At 71.5% G+C, this 23,194-nt stretch carries 22 protein-coding genes; 5 read left to right on the plus strand and 17 right to left on the minus strand.

Translation table 11 applies throughout. The annotated features are described in order from the left end of the window. Positions 1-23 precede the first annotated feature (23 nt). The 3 genes from EEY80_RS15420 to EEY80_RS15430 all read left to right on the plus strand — a co-directional run bounded on the left by EEY80_RS15420 (position 24) and on the right by EEY80_RS15430 (position 3,327). A complete protein-coding gene (locus EEY80_RS15420; RefSeq protein WP_126977944.1) occupies positions 24-2,003 on the plus strand; it encodes a heme lyase CcmF/NrfE family subunit in 1,980 nt (659 codons plus the stop codon). Positions 2,004-2,008: 5 nt separating this feature from the next. Next, the gene (locus EEY80_RS15425; RefSeq protein WP_126977946.1) at positions 2,009-2,467 is read left to right on the plus strand and encodes a cytochrome c-type biogenesis protein; all 459 of its coding nucleotides are present in this window, start codon (positions 2,009-2,011) and stop codon (positions 2,465-2,467) included. An 83-nt stretch (positions 2,468-2,550) separates the two neighbouring features. Beyond that, complete coding sequence (locus tag EEY80_RS15430; RefSeq protein WP_126977948.1) at positions 2,551-3,327, plus strand: enoyl-CoA hydratase-related protein; 777 nt, start codon at positions 2,551-2,553, stop codon at positions 3,325-3,327. Positions 3,328-3,479: 152 nt separating this feature from the next. Here EEY80_RS15430 and EEY80_RS15435 read toward each other — a convergent pair whose 3' ends face one another. The 5 genes from EEY80_RS15435 to gltX all read right to left on the minus strand — a co-directional run bounded on the left by EEY80_RS15435 (position 3,480) and on the right by gltX (position 9,004). Beyond that, positions 3,480-4,367 carry an energy transducer TonB family protein gene (locus EEY80_RS15435; protein ID WP_126977950.1) on the minus strand — a complete coding sequence of 296 codons (888 nt, stop codon included), beginning with the start codon at positions 4,365-4,367 and terminating at the stop codon, positions 3,480-3,482. After that, a complete protein-coding gene (exbD, locus tag EEY80_RS15440) occupies positions 4,364-4,834 on the minus strand; it encodes a TonB system transport protein ExbD (RefSeq protein WP_126977952.1) in 471 nt (156 codons plus the stop codon). Before exbD ends, EEY80_RS15435 begins: the two co-directional genes overlap by 4 nt. 1 nt (position 4,835) lies before the next feature. Further along, complete coding sequence (gene exbB / locus EEY80_RS15445) at positions 4,836-6,032, minus strand: tonB-system energizer ExbB (RefSeq protein WP_126977954.1); 1,197 nt, start codon at positions 6,030-6,032, stop codon at positions 4,836-4,838. Between the two features lie 150 nt (positions 6,033-6,182). Continuing rightward, positions 6,183-7,475, minus strand: coding sequence for a citrate synthase (gene gltA, locus EEY80_RS15450; protein ID WP_126977956.1), 1,293 nt, complete (start codon positions 7,473-7,475; stop codon positions 6,183-6,185). Positions 7,476-7,549: 74 nt separating this feature from the next. Then, positions 7,550-9,004, minus strand: coding sequence for a glutamate--tRNA ligase (gene gltX, locus EEY80_RS15455; protein WP_126977958.1), 1,455 nt, complete (start codon positions 9,002-9,004; stop codon positions 7,550-7,552). Between the two features lie 78 nt (positions 9,005-9,082). Here gltX and EEY80_RS15460 point away from each other — a divergent pair, with 78 nt between their 5' ends. Further along, entirely contained in the window at positions 9,083-11,206 is a 2,124-nt protein-coding gene (locus EEY80_RS15460; protein WP_235829871.1) for a ComEC/Rec2 family competence protein, read from the plus strand. 10 nt (positions 11,207-11,216) lie between these two features. On the opposite strand, the gene EEY80_RS15465 is transcribed toward EEY80_RS15460, so the two are convergent. Then, positions 11,217-12,527 (minus strand): helix-turn-helix domain-containing protein, encoded by a 1,311-nt coding sequence (locus tag EEY80_RS15465; RefSeq protein WP_126977960.1) that lies wholly within the window; start codon positions 12,525-12,527, stop codon positions 11,217-11,219. Between the two features lie 106 nt (positions 12,528-12,633). On the opposite strand from EEY80_RS15465, the gene EEY80_RS15470 reads away from it, so the two are divergent. Continuing rightward, a complete protein-coding gene (locus tag EEY80_RS15470; RefSeq protein WP_126977962.1) occupies positions 12,634-13,785 on the plus strand; it encodes a mechanosensitive ion channel family protein in 1,152 nt (383 codons plus the stop codon). Here EEY80_RS15470 and EEY80_RS15475 read toward each other — a convergent pair. The 11 genes from EEY80_RS15475 to EEY80_RS15525 all read right to left on the minus strand — a co-directional run bounded on the left by EEY80_RS15475 (position 13,782) and on the right by EEY80_RS15525 (position 23,121). After that, on the minus strand, positions 13,782-14,198 hold the full coding sequence (locus EEY80_RS15475; protein WP_126977964.1) for a hypothetical protein: 417 nt from the start codon (positions 14,196-14,198) through the stop codon (positions 13,782-13,784). The genes EEY80_RS15470 and EEY80_RS15475 overlap by 4 nt on opposite strands. Positions 14,199-14,249: 51 nt before the next feature. Beyond that, positions 14,250-14,633: a hypothetical protein gene (locus tag EEY80_RS15480; RefSeq protein ID WP_126977966.1), complete on the minus strand. Its 384-nt coding sequence runs from the start codon at positions 14,631-14,633 to the stop codon at positions 14,250-14,252. Positions 14,634-14,717: 84 nt separating this feature from the next. Continuing rightward, a complete protein-coding gene (locus EEY80_RS15485; protein WP_126977968.1) occupies positions 14,718-15,713 on the minus strand; it encodes an ABC transporter substrate-binding protein in 996 nt (331 codons plus the stop codon). Between the two features lie 47 nt (positions 15,714-15,760). Then, entirely contained in the window at positions 15,761-16,576 is an 816-nt protein-coding gene (locus tag EEY80_RS15490) for an ABC transporter permease (RefSeq protein WP_407920739.1), read from the minus strand. Between the two features lie 29 nt (positions 16,577-16,605). After that, positions 16,606-17,469 carry an ABC transporter permease gene (locus tag EEY80_RS15495; RefSeq protein ID WP_126977972.1) on the minus strand — a complete coding sequence of 288 codons (864 nt, stop codon included), beginning with the start codon at positions 17,467-17,469 and terminating at the stop codon, positions 16,606-16,608. Between the two features lie 105 nt (positions 17,470-17,574). Further along, the gene (locus EEY80_RS15500; protein ID WP_126977974.1) at positions 17,575-18,354 is read right to left on the minus strand and encodes an ABC transporter ATP-binding protein; all 780 of its coding nucleotides are present in this window, start codon (positions 18,352-18,354) and stop codon (positions 17,575-17,577) included. Next, entirely contained in the window at positions 18,351-19,052 is a 702-nt protein-coding gene (locus EEY80_RS15505) for a dihydrodipicolinate synthase family protein (protein WP_126977976.1), read from the minus strand. Before EEY80_RS15505 ends, EEY80_RS15500 begins: the two co-directional genes overlap by 4 nt. Continuing rightward, positions 19,052-19,750: an SDR family oxidoreductase gene (locus EEY80_RS15510; RefSeq protein ID WP_126977978.1), complete on the minus strand. Its 699-nt coding sequence runs from the start codon at positions 19,748-19,750 to the stop codon at positions 19,052-19,054. Before EEY80_RS15510 ends, EEY80_RS15505 begins: the two co-directional genes overlap by 1 nt. A gap of 7 nt (positions 19,751-19,757) precedes the next feature. Then, positions 19,758-21,209 carry a dihydropyrimidinase gene (hydA, locus tag EEY80_RS15515; RefSeq protein ID WP_126977980.1) on the minus strand — a complete coding sequence of 484 codons (1,452 nt, stop codon included), beginning with the start codon at positions 21,207-21,209 and terminating at the stop codon, positions 19,758-19,760. A 35-nt stretch (positions 21,210-21,244) separates the two neighbouring features. Further along, complete coding sequence (locus tag EEY80_RS15520; protein ID WP_126977982.1) at positions 21,245-21,874, minus strand: LysE family translocator; 630 nt, start codon at positions 21,872-21,874, stop codon at positions 21,245-21,247. Further along, complete coding sequence (locus EEY80_RS15525) at positions 21,871-23,121, minus strand: Zn-dependent hydrolase (protein WP_126978002.1); 1,251 nt, start codon at positions 23,119-23,121, stop codon at positions 21,871-21,873. Before EEY80_RS15525 ends, EEY80_RS15520 begins: the two co-directional genes overlap by 4 nt. Between the last annotated feature and the right edge of the window lie 73 nt (positions 23,122-23,194).

The raw sequence follows: 23,194 nt of genomic DNA on the forward strand, positions 1-23,194 counted from the left end.
CAACAGCCGGAGCCGCCGCAGCCATGATCACCGAACTCGGCCATTTCGCGCTGATCCTCGCCTTCGTGGTGGCGATCCTGCAATCTACCGTGCCCCTGATCGGCGCGCAGCGGGGCTGGGCGGGCTGGATGGCGGTGGCGATGCCGGCGGCGGCGGCGCAGTTCTGGCTGATCGCGCTGGCCTTCGCGGCGCTGACCCATGCCTTCGTCACCTCGGATTTTTCGCTCGAGGTGGTCTGGGCGAATTCGCATACCGACAAGCCGATGCTCTACAAGCTGTCGGGGGTCTGGGGCAATCACGAGGGCTCGATGCTGCTGTGGGTGCTGATCCTCGCGCTGTTCGGCGCCTCGGCCGCGTGGTTCGGCGGGCAATTGCCGCCGCGGCTGAAGGCGCGGGTGCTGGCGGTGCAGGGGATGATCGGCGTGGCCTTCCTGGCCTTCATCCTCTTCACCTCGAACCCCTTCGCGCGGCTGCCGCTCGCCCCGTTCAACGGCAAGGACCTGAACCCGCTGCTGCAGGATCCGGGCCTCGCCTTCCATCCGCCCTTCCTCTACCTCGGCTATGTGGGGCTCAGCATGGCCTTCTCCTTTGCCGTGGCCGCGCTGATCGAGGGCCGGGTCGATGCGGCATGGGCCCGCTGGGTGCGGCCCTGGACGCTGGCGGCCTGGGTCTTCCTGACCATCGGCATCGCGCTCGGCTCCTGGTGGGCCTATTACGAACTGGGCTGGGGCGGGTTCTGGTTCTGGGACCCGGTGGAAAACGCCAGCTTCATGCCCTGGCTGCTGGCGGCGGCGCTGCTGCATTCGGCCATCGTGGTCGAAAAGCGCGAGGCGCTGAAAAGCTGGACGATCCTGCTGGCCATCCTCGCCTTCGGCTTCTCGCTGATCGGCACCTTCCTCGTGCGGTCGGGGGTCATCACCTCGGTCCATGCCTTCGCCAACGATCCCGAACGCGGGGTCTTCATCCTGATGATCCTCTGCGTCTTCCTCGGCGGCTCGCTGACGCTCTTCGCGGCGCGGGCGGGGGCAATGCAGGCCAAGGGCGTCTTCGGCATGGTCAGCCGCGAAAGCGCGCTGGTGCTGAACAACATCCTGCTGGCGGTCTCGGCCTTCGTGGTGTTCATCGGCACGATCTGGCCGCTGGTGGCCGAAATGGCCTGGGACCGCAAGCTGTCGGTCGGGGCGCCCTTCTTCAACCAGGCCTTCACCCCCTTCATGATCGGCCTCGCGCTGGTGCTGCCGGTGGGTGCGATCCTGCCGTGGAAGCGCGGCCAGATCGGCCGGACGCTGCGGCCCCTGCGCGGCGCGCTGGTCCTGGCGCTGGCGGCGGGCTGCCTGGCCTACGCCATGGGTACGGGGCGTTCGGCCATCGGGCCGGTGGGCGCCGCGCTCGGCACCTGGCTGATCGCGGGGGCTGCGGCCGACCTGTGGCAGCGCACCGGGCAGAAGGGCCGGGCCCGCTGGTCCCGGCTGACCCGGCTGCCGCGGGCCGACTGGGGCAAGGCCGTCGCCCATGCCGGGCTGGGAGTGACCTTCGTCGGCATCTCGCTGCTGACGGCGGGACAGGTCGAGGATATCCGGGTGGCGCAGGTGGGCGCGCCCTTCGACGTGGGGGGCTACGAGATCGCGCTCGACCGGGTCGAGGCGGTGCAGGGGCCGAACTACCGCTCTACCCGCGCGACCCTGTCCATCCGGCGCGGCGGGCGCGAGGTGGCGGTGCTGCATCCGGAAAAGCGGATCTATCCGGTGCAGGCGATGCCCACGACCGAGGCCGATATCGACAACGGCCTGTTCCGTGACCTCTATCTGGTGATCGGCGACGAACAGGAGGGCGGCGGATGGGCGGTGCGCACCTATGTGAAGCCCTTCGCCAACTGGATCTGGGCCGGCGCCGCGATCATGGCCCTCGGCGGCGCGCTCAGCCTGTCGGACCGGCGCTATCGGGTGGCGGCGGGGGCGCGGCGGGCGACGGCCGTCCCCGCCGGCGCCGCCCCGGCAGAGTGACGCCGATGCGGGTCCTCGCGCTCCTGTCCCTGCTCCTCTGCCTGCTCGCGCCCGCTGCCATCGCCGTGCAGCCCGACGAGGTGCTGGCCGATCCGGCGCTGGAATCGCGCGCCCGCGCGATTTCGCAGCTGCTGCGCTGCCCGGTCTGCCAGTCGGAGAATATCGACGAATCCAACGCCACGGTGGCGCGCGACCTGCGGCTTCTGGTGCGCGAACGGCTGCTGGCGGGCGACAGCGATGCCGAGGTGGTGGACTATGTCACCGACCGCTATGGCGAATATGTGCTGTTCCGCCCGCCGGCCCGGGGCAGCAACCTGATCCTCTGGCTGACCGGCCCGGCGATGCTGCTGGTGGGGCTGGGGGTCGGCTGGATCTTCCTGCGCGGCAGGCGGGGGGCCGAACCGCCGCTCGCCGCGCTCGACGCGGACGAGGAACGCCGGATCGCCGAACTGCTGAAAGAGTGACGCCGCGTCCCCGCCTCGGCCGGCGTCTAGGCCCCGGGCCGCCCGCCCGATAGGCTTCGCGCGGACCGAGGGAGGAGGCGCGCATGAGCTATGAGACCATCCTGTGCGAACTGGAGGACGGAATCGGCGTGGTGACGCTGAACCGCCCCGAGGTGATGAACGCGCTGAACGCCGCGATGCGGGTCGAGATCCGGCAGGCGGTGGAGGATCTGTCCGGCCGCGCCCGGGCGATCGTGCTGACCGGGGCGGGGCGGGCCTTCTGTTCGGGTCAGGACCTGACCGATGCCGGCGCCATCGAGGCGGTGGATTTCACCCGCATCCTGCGCGAGGAATACGAACCGATGCTGGCCGCCGTCACCGGTTGCCCGGTGCCGGTGATCGCCGCGGTCAACGGCGCGGCGGCGGGGGCGGGGGCCAATCTCGCGCTCGGCTGCGACGTGGTGATTGCGGCGGACAGCGCGGTCTTCCTGCAGGCCTTCACCCGGATCGGGCTGGTCCCGGATGCGGGCGGCACCCACTGGCTGCCGCGCCAAGTGGGCTTCGCCCGGGCGATGGGGGCGATGCTCTTCGCCGAACCCGTCACCGCCCGCCGCGCCGCCGACTGGGGCATGATCTGGGAGGCGCTGCCCGATGCGGATTTCGCCGCGGGCTGGCGGGCGCGGGCGGCGCATCTGGCGGCGGGGCCGACGCTGGCCTATCGCGGCATCAAGCAGGCGCTGCGCGGCGCCGCCGACCGCAGCCTGCCCGAGCAGCTGGCGCTGGAAGCAGACCTGCAGGGCACCTGCGGCGCCAGCGCCGATTTCCGCGAGGGCGTGGCGGCCTTCCTCGCCAAGCGCCCGCCCCGCTTCACCGGCGCCTGAAGGGGAAGGGGGCCCTTAGCCCCTTCTTGCCGCCGCCCGCCGCAATTTCTGTCAGCTGCAAAAGGCCCGCCCGCGCCCCCTGCCGCTGACGAAAATATCCCGGGGGGAGGCCCGGACCGGGCCGGGGGGCAGCGCCCCCCTCTTCCCGGGGGTCAGCGCGGCGCCAGCGGCGCGATGAAATTCGCGCTCTGCCCGTTCGGCGGGGCGGCGACATTGCCGATGCGCAGGAAATGCGCCAGCAGCGCCGCGTCGAATTGCGGATCGCCCGACGACCGCGCGATCGTCGCCCGCGTCACCTGGCCGCTGCCGCTGACCGTGACGTTCAGCACCAGCGGCCGCGCATTTGCAAAGCTGCGGCGGCCGACATGGCGCTGGAACTGGCCCTGCACCTTGCCCATCCAGCGCTCCATCTGGCTGGCGGTCGCCTGCTGTCCGGCCGCCGCCTGCGCCGCCCCGCCGGAGGAGGCGCGCGAGGCTTGGCTTTGCGGCGGCTGGCGCCGGTCCTCGCGCGGGCGGTCCTGACGCTGGGCCTGCTGTTCGCGCGGGCGTTCCTGCCGCTCGGGTTCCGGCTCGCGCCGGGGCTGCGGGCGCGGCGTGTCGGGCAGCGCCACCTGCGCCTCGACGATGGGGGCGGGGGGCGGCGGCGGTTCCGGCGAGGTCGTGTCGGGCAGCGTTTCGGCCAGCTCTTCGGGCGCCTCGATCGGCTCCGGTTCCGTCAGGTCGGGCGGCGGTTCGGCCACCGGTTCCGGCAGCGGCGGGGTCTCCTCCGGGTCCTCGGTCGGCTCCGGGGCGTCGGGCGCCTCGGCCATCGGGATATCGGGCGAGGGTTCGGGCACGTCCGACACCGCCACCGCGGCCGGCAGCGGCGGCAGGTCGAGCATCAGCACGCCCTCATCCTCCTGCCCGCGGCTGCGGTCCAGCCACAGCGCGAAGGCCGCCGTCGCCGCCAGCATCAGCGCCACCAGCGCCGCGGCCAGCAGCCAGGCCACGAATTCGGTCCAGCGCCGGGCGCGGCCGATGGTGGCGGCCCAGTCGGTCATGGCGCGGAAGCCCCGGGGGCGGAAGCTGCGGGCGCGCCCCCGGCGGCGGGGACGCCTTCCAGCCCCACTAGCGCGATCTTCAGATAGCCTGCGCCCCTGAGCAGGTTCATCGCGTCCATGACATCGCCATAGGCAACCGCCTCGTCGGCGCGCAGGAAGACCCGCGTTTCCAGATCGCCGCCGGTGCGGGCGTTCAGCGCGGCCGCGAGCGCGTCGCGCCCCACCGTCTCGTTGTCGAGCGACAGGCTCAGGTCGCGCTGCACGGTCAGGTACAGCGGCCGGTCGGGCCGTTCCCGCGCCTCGGCGGTCGAGGTGGGCAGGTCCACCGGCACGTCCACCGTGGCCAGCGGCGCCGCGACCATGAAGATGATCAGCAGCACCAGCATCACGTCGATGAAGGGCGTGACGTTGATCTCATGGTTCTCGGCCAGGTCGTCGCCGCCCGACTCGCGGATGCCGCCGGCCATGTCAGGCCCCCCGCCCGGCGCGGACCGGGCTGACCACGCGCGGCGCGATGCCGGCCTTGCGGCGGTCCAGATCGCGGCTCAGCAGCCGCTCGACCCCCGCGCCGGCATCGCCCAGCACCAGCCGGTAGCCGGCGATGGCGCGGGCGAAGTGGTTGTAGACGATGACCGCCGGGATCGCCGCGACAAGGCCGATGGCCGTGGCCAGCAGCGCCTCGGCGATGCCGGGGGCCACGACGGCGAGGTTCGTCGTCTGCGACCGCGAGATGCCGATGAACGAATTCATGATCCCCCAGACCGTGCCGAACAGGCCGACGAAGGGCGCGGTGGAGCCGATGGTGGCCAGCATCCCCGTGCCGCGCATCAGCCGGCGCCCGGCCTGCAGTTCTGTCCGGTCGAGGATCGAGCGCACGCGTTCCTTCACGCCCGCGGGGCCGGCGGCATCGACCATGTCGATCGAGCGGTCGAATTCCTCCAGCGCGGCGCGGGCCATGAAGCTGCCGGGATCGCGGCGCTGCCCGAGGCTGGCGGCGGCGGCGGCGAGGCTGTCGGCATCGCGCATGGTCACGGCGGCGCGGCCGGCGGCGCGGCGGGCCGCGGCGACCTCGACCAGCTTGAACAGCAGGATCGTCCAGGTGACGAAAGCCGCGAAGGCGAGGCCGACCATCACCGCCTTCACCACGATGTCGGCGGCCATGAACATGCCCCAGGGCGACAGTTCATGCGGCAGCGGGCTGCCCTGGGTCGAGGCGTTCTCCGCCGGTGCGGTGGCCTCCGGCAGGGCGGTGGCGGGGCCGGTCGCGGGGGCGGCCTCGGTCGGGACCGTCTGGGCCGGGGCAACATCGGTCGGGGCGGCCGCTTCGCCGCCGGGCAGGGCAGGGGCCGACTGTTCGGCACCCGGCGCGGCGGGCAGGTCCGTCGCGGCCTCGGGGGCGGGCGCGCCTATCTGCGGCGCCTCGATCTGCAGCCCGGCGGGGGGCGCGTCCACGGCGGACGCCTCTCCCGGCGCGGTCTCCGGCGCGGGCTCGCCCGGTGCCGCATCCGCGGGTGCGGGCGCCGTCGCGGGCGGCAGCGTCGCATCCTGCGCATGGGCCGGACCGAAGCTTCCCGCCGCCGCCAGTGTCACCGCCAGCAGCAGCGCCGGGACCGGCGATCCGCAGCCGGCAGGGGTCCAGCGGGGAAGTTCGAGGAAATGCGCCATAATTCCGACTCTTTTAGTCTGCTTTCGCCCTTTTATAGCGAAGTCGCGACCGAACGAAACCTTCAATTTGTCGAGTCGCGCCTGCACCTTGCACCCCGATGCGAAAGGGCCGCCCCGAAGGACGGCCCCTGTCGCGATCTGCCGGAACGCTCAGCGCTGTCCGACATCCACATAGTCGCGCTGCGTCGCCCCCACATAGAGCTGCCGCGGACGGCCGATCTTCAGCTGCGGGTCCGAGATCATTTCGCGCCACTGCGCGATCCAGCCGACGGTGCGCGACAGCGCGAAGATCGGCGTGAACATCGAGGTCGGGAAGCCCATCGCGTCGAGGATGATGCCCGAGTAGAAGTCGACATTGGGATAGAGCTTCTTCGAGATGAAGTAGTCGTCCTCCAGCGCGATCCGCTCCAGCTCCTTGGCGACCTGCAGCGTCGGGTTGTTCTCGACCCCCAGCAGTTCCAGCACCTCGTCGGCGCTTTCCTTCATCACCTTGGCGCGCGGGTCGAAGTTCTTGTAGACCCGGTGCCCGAAGCCCATCAGGCGGAAGCCCGAGTTCTTGTCCTTGGCCTTCTCGATGAATTCCGGGATGCGGTCGACGGTGCCGATCTCGCGCAGCATTTCCAGGCAGGCCTGGTTGGCGCCGCCATGCGCCGGCCCCCAGAGGCAGGCGATGCCGGCGGCGATGCAGGCGAAGGGGTTGGCGCCCGACGATCCGGCGAGGCGCACGGTCGAGGTCGAGGCGTTCTGTTCGTGGTCGGCATGCAGCAGGAAGATGCGGTCCATCGCCTTGGCCAGCGCCGGCTCGACCTTGTATTCCTCGGCCGGGACCGCGAAGCACATGTGCAGGAAGTTCGACGCATAGTCGAGGTCGTTGCGCGGATAGACGAAGGGCTGGCCGATCGAATACTTGTAGGCCATCGCCGCGATCGTCGGCAGCTTGGCGATCAGCCGGAAGGCCGCGATCTCGCGCTGGCGCGGGTCGCTGATATCGGTCGAGTCGTGATAGAAGGCCGACATCGCGCCGACCACGCCCACCATCGTCGCCATCGGATGCGCATCGCGGCGGAAGCCGCGGAAGAAGTTGTGCATCTGTTCGTGCACCATCGTGTGACGGGTCACGGTGCGTTCGAAATCGTTCATCTGCGTCTCGGTCGGCAGTTCGCCGTAGAGCAGCAGATAGGCCGCTTCCAGGTGATGCGACTTCTCCGCCAGCTGCTCGATCGGGTAGCCGCGATAGAGAAGCTCGCCCTTGTCGCCGTCGATATAGGTGATGGTCGAGTCGCAGGACGCGGTGGAGGTGAAGCCCGGATCGTAGGTGAACACGTCGGCCTGGCCATAGAGCTTGCGGATGTCGAGCACATCCGGCCCCGCCGTGGGCGACATCACCGGCAGTTCATAGCTCTTGCCGTCGAGGCTCAGCGTCGCGATTCGTTGTTCAGCCATCTTGATCCCTCTCCATAGGCCGCGGCTGGCCCGGCGCGGGGCCGCCGCGGAAACTGCGAGGCCCGTGGCGGGCCTCAGCGCGTCGCGTCGGACAGGCGCGCCACCGTCTCGTCCCGACCGATGACCAGCATCATGTCGAATACGCTGGGAGTGGCGCTTCGCCCCGCCAGGGCTGCGCGCAGCGGCCCGGCAATCTTGCCGAGGCCGGTGCCATGCGCCTCGGCAACCGCCGCTACTCTGGCCTCCAATTCCTCGCGCGTCCAGCTAGCATTTCGCAGTTGCGGCGTCAATTCCGACAGTATACCACGGGATACCTCGTCGAGCGATTTCGCCGCCTTCTCGTCCGGCACCAGCGGCCGGTCGGCCAGCAGGAAATGCGCCTTCTCGATCAGGTCGGGGAAGGTTTTCGCCCGTTCCTTCAGGCAGTACATGCCCCGCAGCATCAGGTCGCGCTGCCTGTCGGTCAGCGCGGGCTCGCCGGTCGCGGCGAGGAAGGCCTCCAGTTCCGCCACCAGCGCCGCATCCTCGGCCATGGCGATCTGCTGGCCGCAGATGCTTTCCAGTTTTTTGAAATCCAGCCGGGCCGGGCTGCGGCCGATCCCGTCGAGGTCGAACCACGCGCGCGCCTGCGCATCGGTGAAGACCTCGTCATCGCCATGGCTCCAGCCCAGCCGGGCGAGGTAGTTGCGCATCCCCGCCGCCGGATAGCCCATCAGCTGATATTCCTCGAGCCCGACCGCGCCGTGCCGCTTGGACAGTTTCTTGCCGTCGGGGCCGTGGATCAGCGGAATATGGGCGAAGACCGGTTCCGCCCAGCCCATCGCCCGGAAGATCTGCACCTGCCGCGCGGCATTGGTCAGGTGATCGTCGCCGCGGATCACATGGGTCACGCCCATGTCGTGATCGTCCACCACCACCGCATGCATGTAGGTGGGCGTCCCGTCCGAACGCAGCAGCACCATGTCGTCCAGTTGGTCGTTGCGGAAGGTGACGTCGCCCTGCACCCGGTCCGCGATCACCGTCACGCCCTCGCGCGGGGCCTTCAGCCGGATCACGAAGGGCGCATCGGGATGGGTGGCGGGGTCCGCGTCGCGCCAGGGCGACTGGAACAGGGTCGAGCGTTTCTCGGCCTCGGCGGCGGCGCGGAAGGCCGCGATCTCGTCCTGGGTGGAGAAGCATTTGTAGGCGCTGCCCGCCGCCAGCATCGCGCGCGCCACCTCGGCATGGCGGTCCTTGCGGGCGAACTGGCTGGTCGGCTCGCCGTCCCAGTCGAGCCCGAGCCATTCGAGGCCCTTCAGGATCGCCGCCGTCGCCTCGGGCGTGGACCGCTCGCGGTCGGTATCCTCGATCCGCAGCAGGAAGGTGCCGCCATGGCCGCGGGCGTAAAGCCAGTTGAACAGCGCGGTGCGCGCGCCGCCGATATGCAGATAGCCGGTGGGCGAGGGCGCGAAGCGGGTGACGACCCTTTGCGCCCCGTCATGGTCCGCGCCGTCCTGCTGCCGCCCGTTCTCCTGCGAAATCCCGGTCATCGCGCATTAACCTTTCGGAAAGCCTGCGGCCTCTAGCCTGTCCCCGGTTCTCTAGGCACTCGAGGCGGGGGAGGCAAGGTGACCGCACGGATGGGCGCCAGCCCTTTGCGCCAGGACGGAACCGGCGAGGGGGCAGAGGCGCCCGCCGCCGGCCCCCGGCCTGCCGCCGCCGCGTCGCGTGCGCTCGCGGCGCTGTCTGCGGCGCGGGGCGGGCTGTTCCCCTGGCTGCCGGTGCTGATGTCGCTGGGGATCGGCGGCTGGTTCGCCGCGCCCTCGGAGCCCGGGGCGCCGGTGCTGTCGGCGTTGGGCGCAGTATGCGCCGCGGGGCTGGTGCTGCGGCTCGTGGGCCCGGAACTCGCCCATGTCCCGGCGCTGGCGCTGGCGCTGGTGGCGGCGGGGGCGCTGCTGGCGGCAGGGCGGGCGCAGACGGTCGCCGCCCCGGCCCTGGGCTTTCGCTATTACGGCCCGGTCGAGGGGCGGATCGTCGCGGTGGATCGGTCCTGGTCCGACCGGCTGCGCGTGACGCTCGACCGGGTGGTGCTGCGCGACACCGCGCCCGCGCGCATGCCGGACCGGGTGCGCGTCTCGCTGCATGGCGATCAGGTGGAACGGCCGGAACCGGGGCTGACCGTGATCCTGACCGCGCATCTGACGCCGCCGCAGGGGCCGGTCGCGCCCGGCGGCTTCGATTTCCAGCGGCTCGCCTTCTTCGACGGGCTGGGGGCGGTCGGCTATGCCCGCACGCCGATGCTGATCCTCGATCCCGCCCGGCCCGGCGACTGGAGCCTTGCCGCCCACCGGCTGAGGATGCGGGTGTCGCAGGGCATCCAGGCGCGGATCGCGGGGCAGCCCGGCGCCTTCGCCGCCGCGGTGCTGACGGGCGACCGGTCGGGGATCGAGGCCGCGACCGACGACTCGATGCGGGCCTCGAACCTCTATCACCTGATCTCGATCTCGGGCCTGCACATGGGGCTGCTCGCAGGCTTCGTCTTCGCGGTGATCCGCTACGGGCTGGCGCTGGTGCCGCCGCTGGCGCTGCGCCTGCCCGCGAAGAAGATCGCGGCCGCCGCGGCCATCGCCGCCGCCGCCGCCTACCTGTGGCTGTCGGGGGCCGATGTCGCCACCGAACGCGCCTTCGTGATGGCGGCGGTGATGCTGGCGGCGGTGCTGGTGGACCGGCGGGCGGTGACGCTGCGCTCGGTGGCGCTGGCGGCGCTGATCCTGCTGGTCCGCGCCCCGGAAAGCCTGGTGGAGCCGGGGTTCCAGATGAGCTTCGGCGCGACGGTGGCGCTGATCCTCGCCTGGCGGCCGTGGCGGCGGCTGTCGGGGCGGGTGCCGGCGCTGCTGCGGCCGGCGGCGGGGCTGGTCCTGTCCTCGCTGGCGGCGGGGCTGGCCACCGCGCCGATCGCCGCGGCGCATTTCAACCGGATGGCGGAATACGGGCTGCTGGCCAACCTGCTGGCGGTGCCGGCGATGGGGATGGCGGTGATGCCCGCGGGCGTGGTCGCGGCGCTGCTGTGGCCCCTGGGGCTGGAGGGTCCGGCGCTGTGGGTCGTCGATATCGGCTGCCGCTGGATCCTCGCCGTGTCGGACGCGGTCGCGGGCCTCGGCGGTGCGGTGGTCGCGGTGCGCGATCCGCCCGCCGCGGTGCTGCCGGTGCTGGCGGCGGGGGCGCTGCTCGCCGGCCTCGGCGCGCGCTGGCTGCGGCTGGCGGGGCTGGCCCTGGTGCTGGCGGCGGCGGCACTGTGGCTGACCGCCACGCGCCCGCCGCTGCTGATCGCGGCCGATGGCGCGCTGATCGGGCTGATGACGCCGCAGGGCCGGGCGCTGTCGCGCCCCGCGGGCGCGGGCTTCACCGCCGAAAGCTGGCTGGAGGATGACGGCGACATGGCGACGCAAGAGGCGGCGGCGGCCCGCCCCGGCTTCACCGGCCCCGCCCATCGGCGCGAGGCGCGGGTCGCGGACCGCCCGCTGCGGCACCTGACCGGCAAGACCGGCCTTTCTGCGCTGCCCGAGGCCTGCCGCGACGGCGCGCTGGTGGTGCTCGCGGCCCGCGCGCCCGAAGGCTTTGCCGGCGACTGCGACCTGTGGGACCAGCGGCGGCTGGCCGGGACCGGCGCGCTGGCGCTGTGGCCCGAACGGGGAAAGTGGCGGATCGTCACCGCGCGCGAGGTCACGGGCGACCGCATCTGGCGGCGGTAAGGGCGGCGCCTCAGCCCGCCTCCAGCAGCGAGGGTTCGCGCCGGGCGGGGCAGGCGGCGCGCGGGCAGATGCGGCAGGTGCTGCCGGCCTCGATCTCGCCCGGTGCGCGCGCGGCCTCGGCCGGTTGCAGCAGCATCCCCGCCGTCACCACCTCGGGTCCGTCGAAACCGGCGGGATGCGCGGTTTCCGCATAGGCCCAGCTCCGGAACCGGCGCGGCACCCGGCCCGCCACCTCCATCACCGCCGCCACCGGCAGGCCCGGCCGGGTCAGCGCCCGGTAGAGCGGCCACAGCGCGCAGGGCGCGCCGAAGCGGGGCAGGGCAAAGCCCTCGGGCAGCCGGCGGAACACCGGCGCCCCCGCCGCATCGCAGAGGATCAGCCCCGGCGCCGGCCGCCCCGGTTCCGGCGGCAACAGCGCCAGCCGCCGGAACACCGCGATCGGCCCGGTGCCGAAGCGCGCCGCGATCCGGCCCGGATCGTCGCCCAGCTCTGCCCGCGCCGCCGCCAGCGCCGCCAGCGGCAGCGCCTGCGCATCGGCCCGCGCCCGGTCGAGGAAGGCGCGCGCCAGATCCCGCGACGCCGCCGAGGCAAGCTCCGGCGCGGTGGCGACGATCCGGTCCAGATCGGGCGTCTCCGCCGCCTCGAGCGCGGGCAGGTGCCAGCCCTGCGCGGCCAGCCAGGCCTCGAGCTCGTCCAGCGGCGCGGCCGGTCCCGCATCGCGTTCCGACCCGGCGTCGAGATAGGCCACCAGCGCCTCGGCGGCATGGGCCAGCCTCTCGCTGTCGTCGCGCAGGTTGGCGTGGAACCGGGCGCGCCAGTCGGGGTCGATATCCTCGGTCTCGGCCAGGATCGCGGCGGTGGAGCGGACCGAGGTGACGGAGGACAGCACCTCGTGCAGGCTCGCCGACAGCTGCGGGTCATGGGCCAGCCGTTCCGTCAGCCCCTCGATCGCGCGTTCCAGCGCCACCACCCGTTCCTGCCGCCGGGCCAGCCGCATGGCCCAGCCGGGATAGCGGGTGGCGAATTCCTCGACGCGGTCCAGTTCCGCCGGCGGGTCCCCGCCCGTGCCGGGCTCTGCCGCCGCCTCGCGCAGCGCCTCGTACAGCAGCGGCTCGCCCCCCTCGGCCAGAACCGAGGGCCGCGTGTCCAGCGCCGCAGCCAGCACCGACAGCATCCGCTCGGTCACCGGGCGGCGATTGTGTTCGATCAGGTTCAGGTAGGTGGGCGACACGCCGACCGCCCGCGCGAGCTCGGCCTGTTTCAGGCCGAGCCGGGCGCGGCGTTCGCGGATGCGGGTTCCGGTCAGGGGCGTGCGGGACATCGGCTCCTCCGGCTTTCGATGTGCCAGCGGCGGCGGTTCCGCGCAAGCATCCGCCGCGCGGACGCCCGGATCGGGAACCAACGCCGCATTGCGGCATTTCCCGGACATGCAGACCGAACTGACCGAACTTCGTCTTTTCGTGGACCGCGCCACCGGCTGGCTGCCCGACTGGCTGGCCGCGATCATCGTCTTCACCGTGGCGGGCGCCGCCGGCTTCCTGCTGTGGCGCACGATCTTCGAGATCCTGACCCGCGCCGTGTCGGGGCGCGACCTGTTCTGGCGCTCGCTGGTGCAGCGGGGGGCGCGGCCCGCGCGCTTTGCCTTCGTGATCGTGGCGCTGATCCTTGCCACCTCGCTGGTGGCGCCGCTGAACGACGGCGCGCGGCTGGCCTGGCAGCGGTTCCTGACCATCGGGCTGATCGTCTGCATCGCCCTCGGCGCGCAGACCGCGCTGTACATCTGGACGACGATCCACCTGCGCCGGTTCAAGCTGGATGCCGAGGACAACCTGCTGGCGCGCAAGCATGTCACCCAAAGCCGGATCCTGATGCGGGTGGCGAATGTGGTGATCGTGGTGCTGGGCCTGTCGGCGGCGCTGATGACCTTCGATTCCGTCCGCCAGTTCGGGGTGTCGCTGCTGGCGGCGGGCGGGGCCGCCGGTGTCGTCGTCGGTCTGGCGCTGCAGCCGGTGCTGAAGAACCTCTTCGCCGGCATCCAGCTGGCCATCACCCAGCCGATCCGCATCGACGATGCGGTGATCGTCGAGGGCGAATGGGGCAATGTCGAGGAGATCACCTCGACCTATGTGGTGGTCAAGGTCTGGGACTGGCGGCGGCTAATCGTGCCCCTGGTCTATTTCATCGAACAGCCCTTCCAGAACTGGACGCGCGAGAATGCGGCGCTGATCGGCACGGTGATGCTGTATCTCGACCATTCCGCGCCGGTGGACCGCATCCGCGCCAGGGGCGAAGAGATCGCCAAGGCGTCGCCGCTGTGGGACGGCAAGGTCTATAACCTCGCCGTCACCGATTTCCGCGAACGGGTGATGGAGGTGCGGGTGCTGGTCTCTGCCCGCAACGCACCGCGCGTCTTCGACCTGCGCTGCGAGATGCGGGAAAAGCTGATCGGCTGGGTGCAGGCGGAACTGCCCGGCGCGCTGCCCCGCACCCGCGAGGAGATCAGCAGCACCGACAGCCGCCTTCTGGCGATGCCGGCGGTGTCGGGGCCGGCGATGGCCGACCCCGGTCCCCGCAGCTAGAGCAGCAGACCCAGCCCGCCGATCGCCGCCAGCATCGCCAGCAGCAGCAGCCAGTGCAGCAGGGTGTTGCTGCCCGCCGCGGTCTTCGGTGTCGCCCTCTGCGCGGCGTCGCGGCGGCAGAGGCCGCACAGCGCCTCGCCGGGCTCGAGGTCGTTGCCGCAGGCGGTGCCGCCGGCGTTCTGTCCGGTGCCGGGGCAGGGCCGGACCGCGGCCGTCCGGCGCGGGGCCGGCCGGCCCGGACCGGGGGGCAGCTCCTTCGGCATCTGGATCATGCGGGCGAGGTTGCCCGCGGGCGGGGTGCCGTCGGGATCCGTGCGCCGCCGCCGCGCCGCGCGGCGGGTGCTGGTCCAGATCAGGGCGCCGGCACCGATGGCCGGCATCAGCCCGGTCAGGGCTTCGGGATGGATGGTCATGTCGTCTCTCCGGATCGTGGCGCCGGGATGCCCCGGCAGGGTGCCGTCGGATCAGAGGGACGCAGGCGGGGCGCGGGCCGCGGGCAGGGGGGCGGACAGACCCCGGGCGGGGCCGCGCCGGCGCGGGACGGCCCGGGCCAGCCGCCGCAGCGGGCGGAGGACAGGCAGGACCGGCGCAGGCGGCAGGGTCGCTGCGGGCGGCGTGCCGGGGCCGGGCAGGTCGGCGGGCGGCTTGGCGATGGCGGCGGGCCGCGCCGGCAGGGCCGCCACCGTCTCGACCGGCAGCAGGACCCGCGCGGGACCGGACCCGAGGGGGGCATCGGGGTGCGCACCGGGCGCCGCCGGTCCGGCCAGCAGCCCGATCGCCGCCAGCCCCGCCAGCGCCAGTCGCAGGCAGAGGATCAGGCGCAGGAACAGGGCGGGGCCGGGACGCATCCCGCACAGATCGCAGCCGCCGCGCCGAAGATCAAGAGAGCGGGTGGGGGGGAGGGGCGGCGGCACCGCCCTTCCCGGCACGGGTCACTGCAGCGCGGCGTCGGTGATGTCGAGCGTATAGGCGCCCTCGGGCTCCTTCGAGATCACGGGATCCGACCCGCCCGCCAGCAGCACCTTCACCGTCCGCTCGTAATCGGCGGGGTCCAGCGCGCCTTCGGACCCGGCGGTCAGCTTCGCCACCTCGCCCATCATCCGCTTCTGGTGTTCCTCGGTCTGTGCGCCGGTCTCGTCATTGTCGAGCACGATCATCGCCGCCTCGTCCGGGTTCGCCTCGGCATATTTCCAGCCCTTCATGCTGGCCCGCACGAATTTCACCATCTTCTCCCGGAAGACCGGATCGGCGAGGTTGTCCTCCATGACGTACAGCCCGTCCTCCAGCGTCGCCACGCCCTCGTCCTCGTACTTGAAGGTCACGAGGTCGTCGGGGCTGATCCCGGCGTCGATGACCTGCCAGTACTCGTTATAGGTCATGGTGGAAATGCAGGCGGCCTGCTTCTGCAGCAGCGGATCGACGTTGAAGCCCTGCTTCAGCACCTCCACCCCCTCGGCCCCGCCGGTGGTGGGAATGCCGAGCGTCGCCATCCAGGACAGGAACGGATATTCGTTGCCATAGAACCAGACGCCGAGCGTCTTGCCCCTGAAATCCTCGGGCGAGGTGATACCCGTCTCCTTCAGGCAGGTCAGCATCATCCCCGAGGACTTGTAGGGCTGGGCGATATTGACCAGCGCCAGCCCCTTTTCCCGCGCCGCCAGCGCCGAGGGCATCCAGTCGATCACCACATCGGCGCCGCCGCCGGCGATCACCTGCGTCGGCGCGATGTCCGGCCCGCCCGGCTTGATGGTGACCTCGAGGCCTTCCTCTTCGTAGAAGCCCTTCTCGGCGGCGACGTAATAGCCCGCGAACTGCGCCTGCGTCACCCATTTCAGCTGCAGCACCACCTCGTCGGCGGCCTGCGCGGCCCCCGCAAGGCCGCCCGTCGCCAGAAGCCCCGCGACAAGGGCCAGAGTCTGCGTCTTCATCCTTGATACCTCCGTGATAAACCGGCCCGGCTGTCCCGCCGGGTCCGTCAGGATCTGCGTTGCGACGGGTGCCAGAAGGTCAGCCGCCGTTCGAGAAGCGTCACCAGCCCATAGAAGCCGGTCCCGGCCAGCGCCGCCACCGCGATCTCGGCCCAGACGAGGTCGAGCGCGAGTTGCCCCACCGCGGTCGAGATGCGAAAGCCCATGCCCCGCGTGGGGCTGCCGAAGAATTCCGCGACGATGGCCCCGATCAGCGCCAGCGTGGTCGCGATCTTCAGCCCGTTGAACAGGAAGGGCAGGGCGGCGGGCAGCCGCAGCTTCCACAGCGCCTGTCCGTAGCTCGCGTTCCAGGTCGCCATCAGGTCGCGCTGCATCGCGTCGGTGGCCGCCAGCCCCGCCACCATGTTCACCAGCACCGGGAAGAACACCATCACCACCACCACCGCCGCCTTCGACTGCCAGTCGAAGCCGAACCACATCACCAGGATGGGGGCGATGCCCACGACCGGCAGCGCGGCCACGAAATTGCCCACCGGCAATAGCCCCCGCTGCAGGAAGGGCGAGCGGTCGATGGCGATGGCGGTCAGCACGGCGGCGCCGCAGCCGATCAGCCAGCCCGACAGCGCGCCCTTCAGGATCGTCTGGAGGAAATCGGTCCACAGGATGTCGCCCGACACCGCGATCCGCGCGGCGATGGCCGAGGGCGGCGGCAGGATCACCGGGCTGACGCCCAAGCCGCGCACCAGCCCCTCCCACAGCACCAGCAGGGCGAGCCCGAAGAGCGCGGGGATCGCCAGCCGCCGCCAGCGGTCGCCCGGACCCGTCGCACGGGCGAGCGCGAGGTTCGCCGCCGTCGCCGCCAGCCAGACCAGCACCGATCCCGCCACCCAGATCACCGCGCCATCCCCATCCGCCGCAGCGCCCGCCGCTCGATCAGCCCGACGAGGCCGACCAGCGCCGCCGCCAGCACCGCCGCCGCGACCAGCGCCGCCCAGATCTGCACCGTCTGCCCGTAATAGCTGCCCGACAGCAGGCGCGCGCCCAGCCCCGCCGTGGCCCCCGCCGGCAGTTCGCCGACGATGGTGCCGACCAGCGCCGCCGCCACCGACACCTTCAGCGAGGCGAAAAGCCAGGGGACGGAGGCGGGCAGCCGCAGCTTCCAGAACATCTGCCCCGGTGTCGCGGTCCAGGTGCGCATCTGGTCGATCTGCATCGCGTCTGGCGCGCGCAGCCCCTTGACCATGCCCACCACCACCGGAAAGAAGGACAGCCAGCCGGCGATCACCGCCTTGGGCAACAGCCCCGTCACCCCGACCGAGGCCAGCACCACGATCACCATCGGCGCGATGGCGAGGATCGGGATCGTCTGGCTCGCCACCGCCCAAGGCATCACGCTCAGGTCCATGGCACGGGAATGCACGATGCCGATGGCCAGCAGGATGCCCGCGCCCGATCCCAGCAGGAAGCCCACCGCGGTCGCCGACAACGTGACCCAGCCATGCCAGACAAGGCTGCGCTTGGAGGTGACTTTGGTCGCGGCCACCGTCTTCCAAAGTTCCGCCCCCACCTGATGCGGGGCGGGCAGCACCGGGCGGTCCTGCGTCATCGTGTCGGCCACCAGCGCCGGCAGGGTCAGCGTCGCCTCTGCCCGCGCCGCCTGATCCCGCGCCCAGGGGGCGTTCAGCCAGACCGTCGCGGCATACCAGAGCAGGAGGATCGCGCCGACCACGGTCAGCACGGGCAGCAGCCGGGTCATGCGCCGCCCCCATCTTCTGTTCGCAAATATCCTCGGGGGGACGGGCCGGAACGGCCCGCGGGGGGCAGACAGCCCCCCGTCCCGCACCCGCCGCCCGCCGCCCGCTTAGTCCGCATCGCCATGCCCCGCGCGCAGCCCCTCGCGCACCCGATGCGCGATGGCGATGAATTCCGGAGTGTCGCGGATGTCGAGCGGCCTGTCCCGCGGCAGGGGGCTGTCGATCACGTCGGTGATCCGGCCCGGGCGCGGCGACATCACCACGATCTTCGTCGACAGGTAGACCGCCTCGGGGATCGAATGGGTGACGAAGAGCGCGGTCTTTCCCGTCGCGGCCCACAGCCGCAGCAGTTCCTCGTTCAGCCGGTCGCGCACGATCTCGTCCAGCGCGCCGAAGGGTTCGTCCATCAGCAGGATGTCGGCATCGAAGGCCAGGGCGCGGGCAATGCTGGCGCGCTGCTGCATCCCGCCCGACAGCTGCCACGGGAATTTCGCGGCGAAGCCTTCCAGATCGACCAGCTTCAGCACCCGCGCCACCCGCTCGGCCCGCTCGGGCTTCGGGAAGCCCATGATCTCCAGCGGCAGGGCGATGTTGCCGGCGATGGTCCGCCAGGGGTACAGACCTGCGGCCTGGAACACATAGCCATAGGCGCGGGCGCGGCGGGCGGCGTCGGGTTCCATCCCGTTCACCGTCAGCGTGCCCGAGGTCGGCTGTTCCAGCGCCGCCACGCAGCGCAGGAAAGTGGTCTTGCCGCAGCCCGAGGGGCCGATGAAGCTGACGAACTCGCCCTTGCCCACCGACAGCGACACGTCCTTCAGCGCGTGGACCGGACCGTCCCGCGTCTCGTAGGTCAGGTTCAGCCCGTGCGCGGCGATGACGGGACTCATGCGGCGGTCTCCAGCAGGCCCGCCCCGGCCAGCGCCGTTTCCACCATCCGCAGGCAGGGCTCGGGGAACAGCCCGGCCAGCACCGAATACCAGACCTCGGCCCCGGCAAGCAGCGCCCCGGCGGCCATCGCATCGCCGCTGTAGCCCAGCGTGCAGCCTGCGGGCAGCCGCGCGCGCAGCGCCGCGATCTCCGGCCCCGGATCGGGGTTGGGCGGCATCTTCACCGAGACCAGCCCCGGCAGCGCCGCAATCGCCGCGATCAGGTCCGGCGTGAAGGTCACATGCGTCGTCGAGGGGTTGTTGTAGAGCACGACCGGCAGCCCCGCCTCGGCCGTCACCGCGCGGTAGAGGCCCAGCACCTCTTCGGGGCGCAGCGGCTGATAGGTGACGGGGGCGAGCAGCAGCGCATCCGCCCCCGCCTCGGCCGCATCGCGGGCGTTCCGCAGCACATCGGCCAGTGCCACCGCGCCCACCCCGGCCAGCAGCGGCACGCCGGGCGCGGCGGCCCGGGCCACGGCCAGCGCCTCGGCCCGGGCGGCGCGGTCGAGATAGGCATAGCTGCCGGTACTGCCCATCGCGCCGACGGAATCCACCCCCGCCGCCGCCAGCCGCGCCACCAGCCGGGCGAAGGCGTCGAGGTCGATCCGCCCGCGCCCGTCGGTCGGCGTGATCGGAAAGGCCGAAAGTCCGGTCAGCATCACAGCCCCCGCATCAGGCCGCCATCCACGCGGATGTTCTGCCCGGTGATGTAGCCTGCGCCCCCGGAGCACAGGAACGCCACCGTAGCCGCGATCTCCTCCTCGGTCCCGTAGCGGCGCATCGGCACCGCGGCGGCGCGCGCCTCGGTCTGCGGCAGGCTGTCGATCCAGCCCGGCAGCACGTTGTTCATGCGGATGCCGTCTGCCGCGTGCTGATCGGCATAAAGCTTGGTATAGGCCGCCAACCCCGCCCGGAACACCGCCGAGGTGGGGAACATCTCTGCAGGCTCGAAGGTCCAGGCCGAGGAGATGTTGACGATCGCGCCCGATCCCTGCGCCTGCATCACCGGCGTCACCAGCCGCACGGCGCGGACCACGTTCAGGAAATAGGTCTCCATCCCCAGCTGCCAGTCGTCATCGGTCAGCGTGGCGACCGGCCCGCGCGGCCCGTGCCCGGCCGAGTTCACCAGCACGTCGATCCGGCCCCACCGCGCCATCGCCGCCTCGACGAAGCGTTGCAGGTCCGCCGGCTCCCGGTTCGATCCGGTGACGCCGAGCCCGCCCAGTTCCTCGGCCAGGGCCGCGCCCCGGCCCGAGGAGGACAGCACCGCCACCGCGTAGCCCTCCGCCGCCAGCCTGCGGGCCGCCGCGGCGCCCATGCCCGATCCGCCCGCGGCGATCAATGCAACCCGGTCCATACTCCGCTTACACCCCCGTCGCCGGAATGCCGCCGCGCTGCACCGGGCGCGGCGCGGTCAGCGCCTTCCAGGTGGCGAGCGCGGTCGAGACCGGCCCCGCCGGCGGGCGGGCGACGAATTCGCCATGGCCTTCCCGCGAACTCATCGCGCCCTCGGTCACCGCCACCTGACCCCGGGTCAGCACGAAGCGCGGCAGGCCCGTCACCTCCTGCCCCTCGAAGACGTTGTAGTCGATGGCGGACTGCTGATGCGCGGCGCTGATGGTCTTCGTGGCCGCGGGGTCCCAGACCACCAGGTCGGCATCGGCCCCCACCAGCACCGCGCCCTTCTTCGGGTAGAGGTTCAGGATCTTGGCGATATTGGTCGAGGTGACGGCCACGAATTCGTTCATCGTCAGCCGCCCGGTCCGCACCCCCTTCGTCCACAGCATCGGCAGCCGGTCTTCCAGCCCGCCGGTGCCGTTGGGGATGGCGGCAAAGCTGTCGCGGCCGAACCGCTTTTGTTCGGTGGTGAAGGCGCAGTGATCGGTGGCCACGCAGGACAGCGACCCGGCCGCCAGCCCCGCCCACAGGCTGTCCTGATGGCGCCTGTCGCGGAAGGGCGGCGACATCACCCGCCGCGCCGCATGGTCCCAGTCGGGATGCAGGTATTCGCTGTCGTCCAGCGTCAGGTGCTGGATCAGCGGCTCGCCCCAGACCCGCTTGCCCGCCTGCCGCGCCCGGCGGATCGCCTCATGCGCCTCCTCGCAGGAGGTATGCACGACATAGAGCGGCACCCCCGCGATGTCGGCGATCATGATGGCGCGGTTGGTCGCCTCGCCCTCGACCTGCGGCGGGCGCGACCAGGCATGGCCCTCGGGTCCGGTCTTGCCCTCGGCGATCAGCCGGGCGGTCAGTTCCGCCACCACATCGCCATTCTCGGCATGGACCAGCGGGATCGCCCCCAGATCGGCGCAGCGGCGGAAGCTGGCGAACATCTCGTCGTCGTTCACCATCAGCGCGCCCTTGTAGGCCATGAAATGCTTGAAGGTGTTGATGCCGCGATCCACCACCTCGGCCATCTCGTCGAAAACCTGCTCGCCCCACCAGGTCACCGCCATGTGGAAGCTGTAGTCGCAATGGGCGCGGGTGGACTTGTTGTCCCACATCTTCAGCGCGTCCATCAGCCCCTGTCCCGGCGCGGGCAGGGCGAAATCCACCACCATCGTCGTGCCGCCCGCCAGCGCGGCGCGGGTGCCGGAATCGAAATCGTCGGCGGAATAGGTGCCCATGAAGGGCATTTCCAGATGGGTATGCGGGTCGATCCCGCCCGGCATCACATAGCAGCCGGTCGCGTCGAGCGTCTCGTCGCCCCTGAGGTCCGGCCCGATGGCGGCGATCCGCCCGCCCTCGACCAGAACATCGGCCCGGTAGGTCAGGTCGGCGGTGACGATGGTGCCGTTCTTGATGACGGTGGACATGGGCTACCCCGCTTCGGTTCCAGTTTGCAGGCGGTTCACGGCTTCAGGCTGATGAGCTTCACCCCGAAGCCGAGGAAGACGAGGCCGGTCGCGCCCTTGACCCAGGCCTGCACCCGGCCGCTGGTCACGACCCCGGTGAGGCGCGAGAACAGCATCACCATCAGCGTGAACCAGGTCGCGTTCAGCGCGGAATGCACGAGCACCAGCGCATAGACATTGGCGGGCGTCATCGCCTCGGGTGGCAGGAATTGCGGCAGGGCGGCGATGTAGAACATCGACACCTTGGGGTTCAGCGCATTGGTCAGCAGACCCTCGACATAGGCGCGGCGCAGGCTGCGGGGCCGGCGGGCGGGGGCGACCCGGATCGTGGCCACGCCGCGCCAGGCCTCCACCAGCGCCTTGATACCGACCCAGCACAGATAGGCGGCGCCCAGCATCTTGACGATGAAGAAGGCGGTGGCCGAACTGAGCAGGAGGACCGACAGCCCGAAGACGGCCAGCGTGCCATGCAGGAAGAAGGCGGTGACGAAGCCCGCGATGGTCGCGAAACCGGCCGCCCGGCCGGAGGTGGGCACGGTGCGGGCGATCAGCAGGTTGTTCGGTCCGGGCGAGACGATCAGCAGCGTCGCGACCACGGCGAAGGCGAGAACGGTGTCGAGCGTCACGCGACCACCCCCGCCGTTTCCAGCACCGCATGCAGCAGCACATCGGTGCCCTTCGCCGCCCAGTCGGGGGTGATCTCCTCGGCCTCGTTGTGCGACAGTCCGCCCACGCAGGGGCACATCACCATCGTCGCGGGGGCGACCTTGGCGGCCCAGCAGGCATCGTGGCCCGCGCCCGAGACGATGTCGCGATGGGGCAGGCCCAGCCGGTCCGCCGCGCGGCGGACGGTGGCGACCAGTTCGGGGGCGAAGGTGACCGGGTCGAAATGGCCGACCGGCTCTACCGCGCAGGCCACGCCCAGGTCGGCGCAGATCGCGGCCGCGCGCGTTTCGATGGCCGCGCGCATCCGGTCGAGCTTGACCTGGTCCGGGCTGCGGATGTCGACGGTGAACACCACCTGCCCGGGCAGCACGTTGCGGCTGTTGGGGGCAAAGCGCATCTGGCCGACACCGCCCACCGCATCGGGCTGTTCGGACAGCGCGACCTCCTGCACCATCTCCAGGATCCGCGCCATGGCAAGCCCCGCATTGACCCGCATCGCCATCGGCGTCGATCCGGTATGCGCCTCTCGCCCGGTCAGGGTGAATTCCAGCCACCACAGGCCCTGGCAATGGGTGACGACGCCGATATCCGCGCCCTCGGCCTCGAGGATCGGGCCCTGTTCGATATGCAGCTCGTAATAGGCGTGCATCTTCCGCGCGCCGACCTCTTCCTCGCCCTGCCAGCCGATGCGGGCCAGTTCGTCGCCATAGGTCTTGCCGTCCGGGTCGCGGCGGCCATAGGCATAGTCGAGCGAATGGACCCCGGCGAAGACGCCCGAGGCGAGCATCGCCGGGGCGAAGCGCGCGCCTTCCTCGTTGGCCCAGTTCGTCACGACGATGGGGTGGCGGGTGCGGATGCCGAGGTCGTTCATCGTGCGGACGCATTCCAGCGCCCCCAGCACCCCCAGCACCCCGTCATAGCGCCCGCCGGTGGGCTGGGTGTCCAGATGGCTGCCGACATAGACGGGCAGCGCCCCGGGGTCCTCGCCGGGGCGGGTGGCGAACATCGTCCCCATCCGGTCCACGCCCATGGTCATCCCGGCCTTGCGGCACCAGTCGGCGAAAAGCGCGCGGCCCTCGGCATCGGCATCGGTCAGGGTCTGGCGGTTGTTGCCGCCCGCCACGCCGGGGCCGATCTCGGCCATCTGCATCAGGCTGTCCCACAGCCGCGCGGAATCGATGCGCAGGTTCTGGCCGGCTGCCGGCATCATCTCTCTCCCTGTCGGGCGGGGGCCTTTCCGGCCTCTGGCGGAACCGCCTGCGACGAATCTGTCTCTGACC

Origin of the sequence: Frigidibacter oleivorans (assembly GCF_003993775.1) — a bacterium.
Classification (GTDB): Bacteria; Pseudomonadota; Alphaproteobacteria; order Rhodobacterales; family Rhodobacteraceae; genus Frigidibacter; species Frigidibacter oleivorans.

Coding starts and splice junctions, on each gene's coding strand:
- exbB (WP_126977954.1), bottom strand. CDS start 6,032: ATGGCGCATTTCCTCGAACTTCCCCGCTGGACCCCTGCCGGCTGCGGA.
- EEY80_RS15525 (WP_126978002.1), bottom strand. CDS start 23,121: ATGCCGGCAGCCGGCCAGAACCTGCGCATCGATTCCGCGCGGCTGTGG.
- EEY80_RS15495 (WP_126977972.1), bottom strand. CDS start 17,469: ATGACCCGGCTGCTGCCCGTGCTGACCGTGGTCGGCGCGATCCTCCTG.
- EEY80_RS15465 (WP_126977960.1), bottom strand. CDS start 12,527: ATGTCCCGCACGCCCCTGACCGGAACCCGCATCCGCGAACGCCGCGCC.
- EEY80_RS15425 (WP_126977946.1), top strand. CDS start 2,009: ATGCGGGTCCTCGCGCTCCTGTCCCTGCTCCTCTGCCTGCTCGCGCCC.
- gltX (WP_126977958.1), bottom strand. CDS start 9,004: ATGACCGGGATTTCGCAGGAGAACGGGCGGCAGCAGGACGGCGCGGAC.
- EEY80_RS15500 (WP_126977974.1), bottom strand. CDS start 18,354: ATGAGTCCCGTCATCGCCGCGCACGGGCTGAACCTGACCTACGAGACG.
- EEY80_RS15485 (WP_126977968.1), bottom strand. CDS start 15,713: ATGAAGACGCAGACTCTGGCCCTTGTCGCGGGGCTTCTGGCGACGGGC.
- EEY80_RS15430 (WP_126977948.1), top strand. CDS start 2,551: ATGAGCTATGAGACCATCCTGTGCGAACTGGAGGACGGAATCGGCGTG.
- EEY80_RS15510 (WP_126977978.1), bottom strand. CDS start 19,750: ATGGACCGGGTTGCATTGATCGCCGCGGGCGGATCGGGCATGGGCGCC.
- EEY80_RS15470 (WP_126977962.1), top strand. CDS start 12,634: ATGCAGACCGAACTGACCGAACTTCGTCTTTTCGTGGACCGCGCCACC.
- exbD (WP_126977952.1), bottom strand. CDS start 4,834: ATGGCCGGCGGCATCCGCGAGTCGGGCGGCGACGACCTGGCCGAGAAC.
- EEY80_RS15420 (WP_126977944.1), top strand. CDS start 24: ATGATCACCGAACTCGGCCATTTCGCGCTGATCCTCGCCTTCGTGGTG.
- gltA (WP_126977956.1), bottom strand. CDS start 7,475: ATGGCTGAACAACGAATCGCGACGCTGAGCCTCGACGGCAAGAGCTAT.
- EEY80_RS15435 (WP_126977950.1), bottom strand. CDS start 4,367: ATGACCGACTGGGCCGCCACCATCGGCCGCGCCCGGCGCTGGACCGAA.
- hydA (WP_126977980.1), bottom strand. CDS start 21,209: ATGTCCACCGTCATCAAGAACGGCACCATCGTCACCGCCGACCTGACC.
- EEY80_RS15505 (WP_126977976.1), bottom strand. CDS start 19,052: ATGCTGACCGGACTTTCGGCCTTTCCGATCACGCCGACCGACGGGCGC.
- EEY80_RS15480 (WP_126977966.1), bottom strand. CDS start 14,633: ATGCGTCCCGGCCCCGCCCTGTTCCTGCGCCTGATCCTCTGCCTGCGA.
- EEY80_RS15475 (WP_126977964.1), bottom strand. CDS start 14,198: ATGACCATCCATCCCGAAGCCCTGACCGGGCTGATGCCGGCCATCGGT.